Genomic DNA, 13,897 nt, shown 5'->3' with positions numbered 1-13,897 from the left:
CCGCCCCTCCAAAACATGCCTTTGCGTTGATCCTGATGCGTCTATTCAAGATTTATCAGTACGTATTTCGGCGCGGGAAAATACCGCGAACGGAAACGTCTGGACATTTTTGACCCCCTCGTCACTGCCCTCTTAGATTCGGCTCGTGCTTGCAACAGCACACTCAAACAACAACCAAGGAGAAAACTCATGGGCTACATGGGCAGCTGGAACGCCAACCAGATCGATGAACTCGACGAACAGGAAACCCCTTCGGCCGAGCAGATCGAAGCACTGCAACTGACCGAAGAAGAACAGGCGGAACTGAACGCCGAGTGACAAGACCCGCGAGGGCCGCGCGCCCTCGCGGGCTTTCCAGGAAGGTACTCATGGACAAGACAAGGATGGCCGAGCGTGAGCTGACGGCCGATCAGGCAGAGCGACGTATTCAGATCGAGCTTTCACGCCTCGGCCTCACGCCGGTAACCCGCACACTCGGCAGCAAGGTGGTCGCCGTTCAGGCGAGTCTTCACGGCAGCGACAATCGTCATGCCCGTGGCGGTGGCAAGGGTTATACGGATCAGGCACACCTGGGGGCGCTGTATGAAGCCCTCGAACATTATTGGACGGATGAACGCTTTGCGACCGATGTTCACCACGAGACGGAGCACTATTTCAAAGACTCGCCGATCTTTGCCGATGACTCGCTTCTGCACAGGCTCACCTGTCAGCAAAACGTGCGCATCCCCTGCAGGACCTATGTCTGTCCGCCGTGGCATGACCGTTTTTCCTATCCGGTTGCGCTGACTTCGCCAAACAATTCACGTCAGCCTTCATCACCGGGCACGGCCGACTGCCGTGCCGTGCGACGCTACGCCAGCAACAGCGGCACCGCCATTGGCGCCACTTACAGCGAAGCGATGCTGCACGCTGCCAACGAATGCATCGAACGCGATGCCGTGTCGCTGTTTCTGCTCAACCATTTCTATTACGAAAACCACCCGCCCCTGCGACGGGTGGCCCGCCTCAGTGACGGCGATGACCTCGGTCGTCTGTGGGCCGATGCCGAACAGGAAATCGACGGCGAAATCGTGCTGGCGGATATCAGCAGCGAATTCAAGGCACGAACCTTTCTGGCCTTCACGACGAAGCCGGGGCCTCATCCACAGGTTTACGGCAGTGGCTGTTCACTCGACCCACGTCACGCCGCATGGCGTGCGCTCAGTGAACTGGTGCAGTTGCAATTGAGTGCCGCCGAGCCCGAATACCACCAGTCCCTGACCAATGCACTGCGCAACCTGCAGCCCTTCCCGCGCCTGCTGCGCTGCGCGCAATTCGATCCGCAGACGCTGTTGCATCGCTGCCCGCAACACGAGGTGGCTCTACCCGGCGTCAGAGAGGACATATCCGTGCACGAACAACTTCACTTGCTGACTCAAGACCTGCAAAGCCACGGCCGTACACTGGGTGCTTCGATCCTTCAGCAAACCGGGCTCGGCACAACCCTGCTCAACGTGGTGATTCCCGGACTGGAGAGGTTCTTCGTGGTCTCCAGCGGTAACGTTGTCATTCCGCAGGCCCGGGGTCGTACTCTGGAGAGAGCCGCCCCATGAACCGACTCGATCGCTCCCGGGAACTGGCATTGGCCAGCTCCATGGCCCGACACCTGAACGAGAACGGTGGCGTCGGCCATTACCTCGAACCGCCAGGCAGCGGACTGCATCACGTTTTTTTCCTGCGGGTGAATGGCGAGGTCTGGGTCGGCCGCAAGCGCCTGCAACGTGACCGGCATTTTCGATGGCAGTCCAGCAGCGCACTCAAGCCCTGCATGTTGCTGGGTCCGCATCTCCACTCACTATGGGGGGATGAGGGTTTGTCGATCGGCTATCGGACTGCCTCTGTCGAACAGAGGGCGCAGACCTTTGAACGAGCTTTACGTCTGCCTGACAGCGAGATCCTGTTCCCGTTTCCGATAGTTGACGCGGCAGGACGGGAAGTGGTTTGTCCGGCTGACTTCTGGCAATGCAGCGAATCACTGGCCGAACAATTGAACAACGATGAGCAACATCTGCGCGAACAGTGCGCGGGGCTGCTCCAGGCAATCACCGAAACCGGCGCGTTGATCTACGACCCCGCCTGTTCGACGGGCGAATTCATCGCTCACCTCGCTCGCGCCCTGCCCGACTGCCTGTGCCTGGGGAGTGATCGCTCAGCCTCGATGATTGAACACGCCAGGCAATGTCATGGCGGGACGTCCGTTGATTTCCATTTGCTGGATGCGACCGAGGCCTTCAATGCCGGAATTCGCTGCGATGTACTGATCCTGCGTTTCCTCAATGTCGAAGTCTTGACCCGCTCTGAAGCCCGGACCGCATTCGAATCGCTCATTCGTTGCGTCAAGCCTGGCGGCAGAATCCTCGTCTTCGGTCACACCCCGGTGCTGATCCCTGTCGTCTGGCTCGCCGCCGCTCACAACCTGCAACTGGAATCCAGCGTCGCGGCACGTCCGGGACAAACGGAACTGTTCCAGTTCTATCGCCTGAAGGTCGCAACCGCATGACGTTTTCCCTGCACGGCAGAGGCTTTTACCCAACCGACGACGGTCATCAACTCTATTGGGAACGGCATGGGATCACTGGAGGTGAACCGGTGTTTTTCCTGCATGGAGGCCCCGGCGGGCGAATCAGCCGCCATCACCTGGAATTCTTCGACCTGCGCCGTTTCGACATCATCCTGTTTGACCAGCGCGGTTGCGGGCGCTCGACGCCTTACGGCGAATTGCGCGACAACACCACAGGCCTGTGTGTCGAAGATATCGACGCTCTGCGCCAGCATTTCGGCTTCGAAAAGATCAGTGTGCTCGGTGTTTCGTGGGGCAGTTGGCTGGCAATCCAGTACCAGCAGCGCTATCCGCAGCACCTGCTGAAAACCACGCTGGTATCAGTGTTCGTACCTTTCGCGACCAATGTCCGGGCGTACGACCGGGCACTCAATGAAGGGCTGGCGCAGTCGCCACCAGCGACCTCAAGCCATCGCGCCAGAGACATCTTCCGGATACTCGGCGAAGGCTGCCCGCTGCAACAGCGCGTCGCCGCCATCGAATGGCTGAATGCTGTTCTGCGTCGCACGGGCCAGACGGTTTGTCCCGGCACACTGGAGAGCTTCGTCGATCAGGAAGCGGTACTCGCCATCCGTCTGGAATTGCATTATCACCTTCAAGGCTATTTCTTCCAGCCAAGGGACCAGAAGCTGACCCTCGACGACAACACCCTGCTGATCCAGGGCATTCGCGATACCTTCGGCATGGCCAGTGTGCGCTGGCTCAGGCAACGTATGAACATTCACTGCCGTTTGCTGCATGCCGGGCACAACGCCTTCGAAAGCGCCATCCTCAAAACCGTGCGCCGGGCGGTGAAACGTGAAATCGAGAGCTGAAAAAAACGGCACCCGAAGGTGCCGTTCTGGTCCCCCAAAACGCTTACTTGCGTGCTGCCTCCCACGACTTGAGCAGTTCGTTGTAGCTCACGGTTTCGCCTTTCGGTTTCTCGTTGGCCAGTTTTGGTTTTGGTGCGCCGGGTTGGTCGAACCAGTATTGCGCGTCGCGCTCGGGGTTCATTTTCGGGGCGCAAGTGGCTTGGGCCTTGGAACGTTCCAGACGGGTCATGATCGCGTCCTGATCCTTGGCCAGACCGTCGAGCGCCTGTTGCGGGGTCTTGTCGCCGCTGGCGGCTTCGGCGATATGGCTCCACCACAGTTGTGCCAGACGTGGGTAGTCCGGCACGTTGGTGCCGGTCGGCGTCCATTGCACCCGGGCCGGGCTGCGGTAGAACTCGACCAGACCGCCGAGTTTCGGTGCCAGGTCGGTCATGGCTTGCGAGTTGATGTCCGACTCGCGGATCGGCGTCAGGCCGACGATGGTTTTCTTCAGCGACACGGTTTTCGAGGTCACGAACTGCGCGTACAGCCAGGCCGCGAGTTTCTGCTTCTCAGGCGTGGATTTCATGAAGGTCCAGGAACCCACGTCCTGATACCCCAGCTTCATCCCCTCTTCCCAGTACGGTCCGCGTGGCGACGGCGCCATCCGCCATTTCGGCGTGCCGTCGGCGTTGACCACCGGCAGGCCCGGTTTGGTCATGTCGGCGGTGAATGCGGTGTACCAGAAGATCTGCTGGGCAATGTTGCCCTGGGACGGTACCGGGCCGGACTCGGAGAAGGTCATGCCCGCCGCTTCCGGTGGCGCGTAGGCCTTGAGCCAGTCCACATACTTGGTCGTGGCGAACACCGCCGCCGGGCCGTTGGTGTCGCCGCCGCGGGTCACGCTGGAACCCACCGGATGGCAGTCCTCGACGCGGATGCCCCATTCGTCCACCGGCAAGCCGTTGGGCAGACCCTTGTCGCCGCCCCCGGCCATGGAGAACCAGGCATCGGTGAAGCGCCAGCCCAGCGACGGGTCTTTCTTGCCGTAGTCCATGTGCCCATAGATGCGCTTGCCGTCGATTTCCTTGACGTCTTCGCTGAAGAATTTGGCGATGTCTTCATAAGCGGACCAGTTCACCGGCACGCCGAGGTCATAACCGTATTTTTCCTTGAACTTGGCCTTCAGGTCGGCGCGTTCGAACCAGTCAGCGCGGAACCAGTACAGGTTGGCGAATTGCTGGTCGGGCAATTGATAGATCTTGCCGTCCGGCGCGGTGGTAAAGGAAATGCCGATGAAGTCCTTGATGTCGAGGGTCGGCGAGGTGAAGTTCTTGCCTTCGTTGGCCATCAGGTCGGTAATCGACTCGGTCTTGCCGTAGCGAAAGTGCGTACCGATCAGGTCCGAGTCGTTGACCCAGCCGTCGTAGATGTTCTTGTCCGACTGCATCACCGTCTGCATTTTTTCCACGACGTCGCCTTCCTGCAGCAGGTCGTGGGTCAGCTTGATCCCGGTGATTTCGCTGAAGGCCTTGGCCAGCACCTTGGATTCATATTCGTGGGTGGTCAGGGTTTCCGAGACGACCTTGATGTCCATCCCGCGAAACGGCTCGGCGGCCTTGATGAACCACTTCAGTTCTTCGAGTTGCTGCTCCGGTGTCAGGGTCGACGGCTTGAACTCGCTGCCGATCCATTTTTTTGCCGCGTCCTCGTAGGCATCGGCCCAGGCGGATGCGCTCAAACCGCTGAGTGCCAGCATGGCTGCCAATGAAATGCTATGTCGCAGCTTATTGTTTTTGTCGAACATAGAGACCTCCTGTTTAAGTTCTGGAGCAACATTGCCGAGCGATTCGACTAGCCCCAACGCATCACAGCCAACAGCCACACCAGGGACAACGCGGACGCCACCCAGATGCTCCAGTCGGTTACGCCGATCACCAGCAGATGCAGGTAGGCGCTGCCGAGAAGACCGATGAACAAGCGATCGCCACGGGTGGTGGCAATCGGCAGAAACCCGCGCCGCAGGATGCTCGGCGAGCGCAGCTCCCAGGTGGTCATGCCCACCAGGATCAAGCCAATCACGATGAAAAACGCCGCCGTCGGGACGGTCCAGCTCATCCATTCCATCATCAGTTCCTCAGACCCGGCCCAGGGCAAAGCCCTTGGCCACGTGGTTGCGAACAAACCAGATCACCAGCATGCCCGGCAGGATGGTCAGCACCCCCGCCGCTGCCAGCACGCCCCAGTCGATGCCGGACGCCGACACCGTGCGCGTCATCACCGCCGCGATCGGCTTGGCATTCACCGAAGTCAGCGTGCGTGCAAGCAGCAGTTCGACCCAGGAAAACATGAAGCAGAAAAACGCCGTCACCCCGATGCCGGAACCGATCAGCGGGATGAAAATCTTCACGAAGAACTTGGGAAAGCTGTAGCCGTCGATGTAGGCGGTTTCGTCGATTTCCTTGGGCACGCCGGACATGAATCCTTCGAGAATCCACACCGCCAGCGGCACGTTGAACAGGCAATGCGCCAGCGCCACCGCGATGTGGGTGTCGAACAGACCAATTGACGAATACAGCTGAAAGAACGGCAGCAGGAACACCGCCGGCGGCGCCATGCGGTTGGTCAGCAGCCAGAAGAACAGGTGTTTGTCACCGAGAAAGCGATAACGGGAAAACGCATAAGCCGCCGGCAACGCCACGCTCAAGGAAATCACCGTGTTCAGGCTCACGTAGTACAGCGAGTTGAGATAACCGGTGTACCAGCTCGGATCGGTGAAGATCACCTTGTAGTTGTGCAGCGTGAAATCCTGGGGAAACAGCGTCAGGCCGCCGAGGATTTCGGTGTTGCTCTTGAACGACATGTTCAGCAGCCAGTAGATCGGCACCAGCAGGAACAGGATGTAGAGCAGCAACGGGATCAGTTTTCTCTTGCTCATGGCCGGGCCTCAACGGTTGGCATCGCTGTGGGTCATGGCGGTATAGAACAGCCAGGACACCAGCAGGATGATCAGGAAGTACACCAGCGAAAACGCCGCCGCCGGCCCCAGGTCGAATTGGCCTACGGCCATCTGGGTCAGCGTCTGACTCAGAAAGGTCGTGGCATTGCCCGGCCCGCCGCCAGTGAGCACGAACGGCTCGGTGTAGATCATGAAGCTGTCCATGAAGCGCAACATCACCGCGATCAGCAGCACGCTCTTCAGCTTGGGCAGTTGAATGTGGCGGAACACCGCCCAGGCCGAAGCCCGGTCGATCCGCGCCGCCTGGTAATACACATCGGGAATCGCCCGCAGCCCGGAGAAACACAACAGCGCCACCAGCGAGGTCCAGTGCCACACGTCCATCACCAGCACCGTGACCCAGGCGTCCATGGTGTTGGCCGCGTAGTTGTAGCTGATGCCCATGGCATTGAGGCTCGATCCCATCAGGCCAATGTCGGCGCGACCGAAGATCTGCCAGATGGTGCCGACCACGTTCCATGGAATCAGCAGCGGAATCGCCAGCACGATCAGCACCACCGATGACCAGCGGCCCTTGGTCGGCATGGTCAGGGCGATGGCAATTCCCAGCGGAATTTCGATCAGCAGCACGCACGCCGAATAGATGAACTGGCGCAACAACGAGTCATGCAGACGCGGATCAAGCAGCACCTGCTTGTACCAGTCGGCACCGACGAAGTAGCGGCTGGACTGATCGAAAATGTCCTGCACCGAGTAATTGACCACGGTCATCATCGGGATCACCGCACTGAAGGCCACCAGCAGGAACACCGGCAACACCAGCCACCAGGCCTTGTTGTTCTGCACCTTGTTCATGGCTGCACCTCTTCGCTGGCTTCGAGCAGGAATTCATCGGCGTAGACCATCAGCCACTGCGCCGGAAAGCTGATGTACGCCGTGCCCTGGGGCACCGGTTTGTCTTCGGCCAGACGCACTTTCAGCGGTGCGCCGTCCAGATCCAGGGTCATGATCTTGTAGGTACCGAGGTCTTCGACGTGTACGACCCGCGCCTGCATCGCGTCGTCAAACGGCTCGTCCCACACATGAATGAACTCGGGGCGGATGCCGACCTTCAGATTTTTCCACTGGCCGTGTTCGATATGCCGCAGCAGCGCGTCGGACAGTGGCAGATGAGTCGAGTTGAAACCCACCCCGCCCGGTTGCGGCTGCACCTCGATCAGGTTCATTCCGGGGCTGCCGATGAAGTAGCCGACAAAGGTGTGGCTCGGCCGCTCGAACAATTCCCGGGGTGTGCCGAACTGGACGATCTGGCCGCCGTACATCACTGCGATCTTGTCGGCGAAGGTCGAGGCCTCCAGTTGATCGTGGGTGACGTAGACCATGGTGATGTTGAACTGCTCGTGGATCTGCTTGAGCTTGCGCCGAAGTTTCCACTTCAGATGCGGGTCGATCACCGTCAGCGGCTCGTCGAAGAGGATCGCCGAGACGTCGTCGCGCACCAGCCCGCGCCCCATGGAGACTTTCTGTTTTTCGTCAGCGGTGAGGTTGCGCGCCTTTTTGCTCAACAGGTTTTGCAGGTCGAGGACTTCGGCGATTTCCTGGACTTTGCTGTGGACTTTGGCCTCGGCCATGCCCTGATTACGCAACGGAAAGGCCAGGTTGTCGAACACGGTCATGGTGTCGTACACCACCGGAAACTGGAAAACCTGGGCGATATTGCGCTTCTCCGGGGTCAGGTCGTTGACCGCTTTGCCGTCGAACAGCACATGCCCCTGAGACGGGCTGAGCAGGCCGGAAATGATGTTGAGCAAGGTCGACTTGCCGCAACCCGACGGCCCGAGCAAGGCATAGGCGCCGCCCTGCTCCCAGATGTGGTCCATTTCGCGGATGGCGTAGTCTTCCGGCCCGCCCGGGGTTTTGCTGTAGCTGTGGGCAAGGTGTTGCAAACGAATTTCGGCCATCAGGCAACCCTCGCGACACGCCGGCCCGGCGCCTGCACCAGACGGCCCTGCGCATCGAACACAAACAGTTTATGGGTCGGGATATAGATGCGGATCGGCGCATCGACGTCGTATTCGTGAACACCCGGCAGATGCAGCACCAGCAGGAAATGCTCGTTGCGCACGTGCAGGAAGGTTTCCGAACCACTAATCTCCGCCACCTCGACGGTCACGGCCAATTCGAGGTCGTCATCGTTGCTCGGCACCAGCGAGATATGGCTCGGACGCACGCCAAAACGGAACTCGCCCTCGCCCACCGGGCGCAGATCGACGTTTAACGGGAAGTGCACGAAGTTGGCGAAACTCACTTCGTTACCGGCGATGCGCCCCGGCATCAGGTTGATCGGCGGCTCGGAGAACAGCTCAGCCGCGAGCACCGTTTGTGGCTGGTGATAGACCTCGGTCGACGGGCCGCTCTGGATCACCCGGCCTTCGTGAAGAATGGTGGTGGTGCCGCCCAGCGCCAGCGCTTCGTTGGGCTCGGTGGTGGCGTAGATGGCGATGGTATGGCGCGCCTTGAACAGCTCGCGCATTTCCTGGCGCAGTTCTTCGCGCAGTTTGTAGTCGAGGTTGACCAGCGGTTCATCGAACAGGATCAGCTCGGCATCCTTGACCAGCGCCCGAGCCATGGCCGTGCGCTGTTGCTGACCGCCGGACAGCTCCAGCGGATAGCGCTTCAAGAACTTCTCGATGCGCAGCATCTTCGCGGTTTCCTGCACCTTGCTCTGGATCTGTTCGTTGGAGATCCCGGCCTGGCGCAAAGGCGAGGCGATGTTTTCGAACACCGTCATGGTCGGGTAATTGATGAACTGCTGATAGACCATCGACACGTTGCGCAGACGCACCGGGCGTTGGGTGACATCGACGCCGTTCATCAGGATGCGGCCGCTGTCGGGCTTGTCCAGACCGGCCATCAGGCGCATCAGGCTGGTCTTGCCGGACAGCGTGCGCCCGAGCAGGACGTTGAAGGATCCGGCTTCGAATTTCAGGTTCGCATCGTCGATCCAGGTCTGGCCCTCGACGGTGCGGCTGACGTGCTCCAGGGTGAGTGACATGGCTCGGCCTTTTTATTATTGGAGTCAAGCGACGTGTGCACTAGAGCGACATTCGTGCCAGAAATCCCAAGCCGTTGATTCACCGCGAAAATCGCCGAAAGCGCGGGCAAACCACCTTCATTGCTGAACACATTTGAACAGTTCAACGATTGACAATGAACAATGGTGAACAACACTCTATCGATGCTTTTCAGGTCCCGACGGGCCTCATAACAATAATAAAAACGCTACTTTCAGAGGCTGACTGCCATGTCCGCACCTGCCCCGCCGCTTTCCCACGAAGCCATCGTCCAGGACTCCTGGTCCCGTTGCCGCGCCTTCGGTCTCAAGCATCAAAGTGCTCCGGCGTTCGATCAGTTGCCCGCCTCCGGTATCGCGCAGTTGCTCGACAGTCACCACTCGCTGGTGCAGACCACCCATCAGGAAGTGCTGCCGTACTACGAGAACATCCTGAGCAATTCCAACTGCCTGATCATGCTGGCCGACAATCAGGGCCAGGTGCTGACGTCCTGGGGCACCCAGCGCTTCATCGAGCCAAATCTGGCGCGGGGTTTTCAGGCCGGGGCAAGCTGGATGGAACACGCCAGCGGCACCAATGCCATCGGCACGGCGCTGGCTTGCGAGCAGGCGGTGCACATCGAGCACGACGAGCATTTCCTCAAGGCCAACCGCTTCATGACCGGTTCCGCCGCGCCGATTTTCAACGCCGAACGCAAGGTCATCGCGGTGCTTGATGTGTCCAGTGACAGCTACCTGCCGCCCTCGCACACCCTCGGCATGGTCAAGATGATGAGTCAGACCGTTGAGAACCGGCTGATCCTCAACCTGTTCCACGGCCAGCATTTTCAACTGACCTTTAACACCGGGTTGAACAACCTCGACAGCCAATGGGCGGGTTTGCTGATTTTCGATGAGAGCGGTCAGGTTCTGTCGGCCAACCGCCGGGCCGACAATCTGCTGGGTGTGCGACTTTCGCGGGTGAGTGTCGAGAGTCTGTTCAAGGTGTCGTTGCTGGAGCTGCTCAATCAGCCGGACGGTTTGCCGTTTTCCTTGCAGACGTCGGGGCGCAATCGATTCCAGTGCCTGTTGAAGCGGCCTAAACAGGCACCGATTCAGGCGCGGGTGTTTACCGAGGAACCCAAACCTGTCCCACCTGCAGCGATCAGCCTCAACACCCTGCACTTCGGCGACAGCCGCGTGGAAAAAGCCGTGCGTCAGGCTGAACGCCTGCTGGAGAAAGACATTCCACTGTTGATTCACGGTGAAACCGGGGTCGGCAAGGAAGTGTTCGTCAAAGCCTTGCATCAGGCCAGCTCCCGCAGCAAACAGGCGTTCATCGCCGTGAACTGCGCAGCGATCCCCGCCGAACTGGTGGAATCCGAGCTGTTCGGCTACGAGAAAGGCGCCTTCACCGGCGCCAACCAGAAAGGCAGCATCGGCCTGATCCGCAAGGCTGACAAAGGCACGTTGTTCCTCGACGAAATCGGCGACATGCCGCTGCCGACCCAGGCCCGCCTGCTGCGGGTGTTGCAGGAGCGTTGCGTGCAACCGGTGGGCAGCAGCGAATTGTTCCCGGTGGATCTGCGGATCATCTCCGCCACCAACCGCTCGTTGCGCGAACAGGTGCAACTGGGGCGGTTTCGTGAAGATTTGTACTACCGCATCGGCGGCCTGACTTTGGAACTGCCACCGCTGCGCGAGCGCAGTGACAAACAAGCGTTGTTCAAGCGCTTGTGGGAACAACATCGCGAACCGACGCAATGGGCGGGATTGAGTCGCGAAGTATTGGAATTGTTCGACCGGCATCCATGGCCGGGCAATCTGCGCCAGGTCAGCAGCGTGATGCAGGTGGCGCTGGCCATGGCCGAAGAACAACCGGTAAGGCCAGAGCATCTGCCGGATGATTTTTTTGCCGATCTGGAGATGGAGCCGCTGGAAACGCCGGAGCCCTTGGGGATCGATCTGAACGACAGCGAGGCGTTGAATCGGGAATTGCAGGCGGCCGGGGGCAATATTTCTCATCTGGCGCGGCGGTTGGGGGTGAGCCGCAATACCCTTTATAAGCGCTTGCGCCAGGCTGAAGGCTGACTGCCGCTCGCGAAGGCGCCCGATCCCCCTAAAAAACCCTTCACTGCACCCATTGACCGTACCAGCTAGACTGTGACGAAATGTTTCAGGTTTTCGCCCCCCTCTTCCTGATCCTCACAGGGTAAGTTCTTTGACCAACATCTGTTCTACCGGCCTTGATATCGGCTTCGCCTCGCTGGATTACCTGCAGATCGGCATCCTCGGCGTCATTCAAGGCATCACCGAATTGCTGCCCGTTTCCTCCACCGCCCACATGCGCATCGTTCCGGCCCTGCTCGGCTGGCCGGATCCCGGCTCGGCGTTTTCCGCCGCGATGCAACTGGCCGCACTGGCGGCGGTGGTCAGTTATTTCTGGCGTGACGTGAGACAGGTCGCGACCGGCAGTCTGGAGGCGGTGCGACAACGGGATTTCAACAATCAATGGTTCATCCTCGCGGTGGCCATCGTGCTGGCGACCATCCCCATCGGTATTGCCGGCATCGCCCTGTCGTCGACGCTCAATGCCTGCAACTCGCCGTTGCGCGGTTTGATGGTGATCGGGATTTCCTGCGTGGTAATGGCTGTGCTGCTGGCCATCGCCGAACTCACCTGTCGCCATCGCCGCACCGTCGGCGAAATGCGTCTGCGTGATGCGTTGATCGTGGGTATCGCTCAGATCGGGGCGCTGATTCCCGGCGTTTCGCGCTCCGGCTCGACGCTGACGGCGGCGCTGTTCCTCAACTTCAAACGTGAAGAAGCGGCACGCTTCTCCTTCCTGCTCGGGCTGCCGGCCATCGCGCTGGCGGGTTTGAAGGAGTTGTGGGTGTTGTTCCATGCGCAACTGCCGGCGCAGGCCTGGGCGCACCTGATTTTCGGACTGGTGATTGCCAGTATCTCGGCGTTTTTCGCGATCTGGGGCCTGATGCGCTTTCTGGAGAAATTCTCCACGTGGCCATTCGTGATTTACCGCGCATTGCTGGGGATTTTCCTGATCGTCGCGGTCAGCACCGGGCTCTTGAGTTAAGGTCCGCCGCAATAAACAAAACCCGCCTGGTGCGGGTTTTGTTTTTTGTGGCTTCATACAACGCAGGTTACTGGCAGGTCGGTTCAACACTCGTTGTTGATACGGCACCCAATGTACGCAGCCCGGCCAGCACCACTATCAGTATCCCCAGCCCGGCGAAAATGGCGACGCCGAATCCTGCCCGAGCGCCATAGGCATCAATGATCAGACCCGAGAGCAATCCACCCAGGGCGACGCCGATGCTGATGCCGGTGGTCATCCATGTCAGCCCTTCGGTGATCCTCGACGGCGGGATGATGATCGTCCCCAGCTTCATGACCACGACCATCGTTGGCGCAAAGGATATGCCGGCGATAAACAGCATCGCCGAGAGGACATAAACGTCAGGTGAGAACAGCGGCAATACGCCTGTGATGGCCGTGACCAATATCCCGATAAAGAACTGCTTTTCTATCGGCAGGGAAACCCTCAAGGCACCGAACGTCAAGCCCGCCACCAGCGAACCGAATGCATAGGCGGCGAGGATGAAGGTCGCAGAGGCAGGCCAGCCTTGCGCATTGGCGAAGGCGACAACGGCGACATCGATCGAGCCTCCGATTGCCCCCATCGCCAACAGCGCCAGCACGATGGTGGGAACACCGGGAATCAGCAGGGTTGAACCCGTATGCCTCGTTTGACCCACAACAACCTTGGGTTCGGTCTGACGCTGCAGGACAAACGCCGTCACCCCGACGGCCAGCAGCCCGACCGCGACTAGCGGCCCGGCTTCGGCAAAAAGGCTCACGCTCAAACCGATCGCCAAGGGTGGGCCGATGATGTAAGCGAGTTCGGTCAGCACCGTATCCAGAGAGAACGCCGTGTGCAGCTGCGGCTTGCCCCGGAACAGTTGCGTCCAGCGGGCACGGATCATCGACGGCATGCTCGGCATGGTGCCCGCCAATGCAGCCAGCACAAAAAGCAATGCCGCCGGCGCCCTCATATAAACGGCAAAGATCAGCGCCAGCAACATGCCGATGCTGAAAGTCGTCACGACGGGCAACACACGGCTCTGGCCACGCTGATCGACGAGTCTCGAGATGTACGGGCCGATCAGCGCATTGGCGAGGGTGAACGTACCGGCGACTGCACCGGCCAGCCAGTAGACCCCGGTTTGCTCCACCAGCATGGTAATGATGCCAATGCCGATCATCGCCTGCGGCAATCGCGCAATAGAGCTCGCGAGCACCAACCCCGTTGCACCAGGGGTTGTCAGGAGTTCGCGATAGTGGTTTGCCATGATGTCTCCATTCCATAAACGTCGCCGACCAGCATCCCGCTGCAAGGGCTGCAGCCCATGTTGGCCGCGTCAGACATCAAGACCTACGCGCAGAGCAAAAGCAACCACCGCCTGAACAGCAGA

At 59.8% G+C, this 13,897-nt stretch carries 13 protein-coding genes; 6 read left to right on the top strand and 7 right to left on the bottom strand.

Annotated elements, in window-relative coordinates:
* Positions 1-189 precede the first annotated feature (189 nt).
* Genes M5B44_RS28865 through M5B44_RS26100 form a run of 4 tightly spaced genes read left to right on the top strand, consistent with a single transcriptional unit; the run spans position 190 to position 3,414 of the window.
* Complete coding sequence (locus M5B44_RS28865) at positions 190-318, top strand: hypothetical protein (RefSeq protein WP_256576931.1); 129 nt, start codon at positions 190-192, stop codon at positions 316-318.
* Positions 319-368: 50 nt separating this feature from the next.
* A complete protein-coding gene (locus tag M5B44_RS26110; RefSeq protein WP_248741006.1) occupies positions 369-1,592 on the top strand; it encodes a YcaO-like family protein in 1,224 nt (407 codons plus the stop codon).
* Positions 1,589-2,539, top strand: coding sequence for a class I SAM-dependent methyltransferase (locus M5B44_RS26105; protein WP_248741005.1), 951 nt, complete (start codon positions 1,589-1,591; stop codon positions 2,537-2,539). Before M5B44_RS26110 ends, M5B44_RS26105 begins: the two co-directional genes overlap by 4 nt.
* Positions 2,536-3,414, top strand: coding sequence for an alpha/beta fold hydrolase (locus M5B44_RS26100; protein WP_248741004.1), 879 nt, complete (start codon positions 2,536-2,538; stop codon positions 3,412-3,414). Before M5B44_RS26105 ends, M5B44_RS26100 begins: the two co-directional genes overlap by 4 nt.
* Before the next feature lie 43 nt (positions 3,415-3,457).
* Here M5B44_RS26100 and M5B44_RS26095 read toward each other — a convergent pair whose 3' ends face one another.
* From M5B44_RS26095 to M5B44_RS26070, 6 genes are read right to left on the bottom strand one after another with little or no spacing between them, the layout of a single operon-like run.
* Positions 3,458-5,200, bottom strand: coding sequence for an ABC transporter substrate-binding protein (locus tag M5B44_RS26095; RefSeq protein WP_085712410.1), 1,743 nt, complete (start codon positions 5,198-5,200; stop codon positions 3,458-3,460).
* A gap of 47 nt (positions 5,201-5,247) precedes the next feature.
* Positions 5,248-5,520: a DUF2160 domain-containing protein gene (locus M5B44_RS26090; protein ID WP_039767461.1), complete on the bottom strand. Its 273-nt coding sequence runs from the start codon at positions 5,518-5,520 to the stop codon at positions 5,248-5,250.
* A 10-nt stretch (positions 5,521-5,530) separates the two neighbouring features.
* Entirely contained in the window at positions 5,531-6,331 is an 801-nt protein-coding gene (locus M5B44_RS26085) for a carbohydrate ABC transporter permease (RefSeq protein WP_114884047.1), read from the bottom strand.
* A gap of 9 nt (positions 6,332-6,340) precedes the next feature.
* Positions 6,341-7,207: a carbohydrate ABC transporter permease gene (locus M5B44_RS26080; RefSeq protein WP_085712412.1), complete on the bottom strand. Its 867-nt coding sequence runs from the start codon at positions 7,205-7,207 to the stop codon at positions 6,341-6,343.
* Positions 7,204-8,313 (bottom strand): ABC transporter ATP-binding protein, encoded by a 1,110-nt coding sequence (locus M5B44_RS26075; RefSeq protein ID WP_248741003.1) that lies wholly within the window; start codon positions 8,311-8,313, stop codon positions 7,204-7,206. The genes M5B44_RS26080 and M5B44_RS26075 overlap by 4 nt, the downstream gene beginning before the upstream one ends.
* On the bottom strand, positions 8,313-9,407 hold the full coding sequence (locus M5B44_RS26070; RefSeq protein ID WP_192552013.1) for an ABC transporter ATP-binding protein: 1,095 nt from the start codon (positions 9,405-9,407) through the stop codon (positions 8,313-8,315). Before M5B44_RS26070 ends, M5B44_RS26075 begins: the two co-directional genes overlap by 1 nt.
* Positions 9,408-9,656: 249 nt before the next feature.
* Here M5B44_RS26070 and M5B44_RS26065 point away from each other — a divergent pair, with 249 nt between their 5' ends.
* Both M5B44_RS26065 and M5B44_RS26060 read left to right on the top strand, forming a co-directional pair.
* Entirely contained in the window at positions 9,657-11,495 is a 1,839-nt protein-coding gene (locus M5B44_RS26065) for a sigma-54-dependent Fis family transcriptional regulator (RefSeq protein WP_248741002.1), read from the top strand.
* A 130-nt stretch (positions 11,496-11,625) separates the two neighbouring features.
* A complete protein-coding gene (locus tag M5B44_RS26060; RefSeq protein WP_248741001.1) occupies positions 11,626-12,498 on the top strand; it encodes an undecaprenyl-diphosphate phosphatase in 873 nt (290 codons plus the stop codon).
* A gap of 67 nt (positions 12,499-12,565) precedes the next feature.
* Here M5B44_RS26060 and M5B44_RS26055 read toward each other — a convergent pair whose 3' ends face one another.
* Complete coding sequence (locus M5B44_RS26055) at positions 12,566-13,774, bottom strand: MFS transporter (protein WP_248741000.1); 1,209 nt, start codon at positions 13,772-13,774, stop codon at positions 12,566-12,568.
* Positions 13,775-13,897 lie beyond the last annotated feature (123 nt).

The sequence above is a fragment of the Pseudomonas sp. MWU12-2029 genome, assembly GCF_023242425.1.
In the GTDB taxonomy this organism is placed as follows: domain Bacteria; phylum Pseudomonadota; class Gammaproteobacteria; order Pseudomonadales; family Pseudomonadaceae; genus Aquipseudomonas; species Aquipseudomonas kribbensis.
This window is presented reverse-complemented; position numbering and strand designations above follow the sequence as displayed.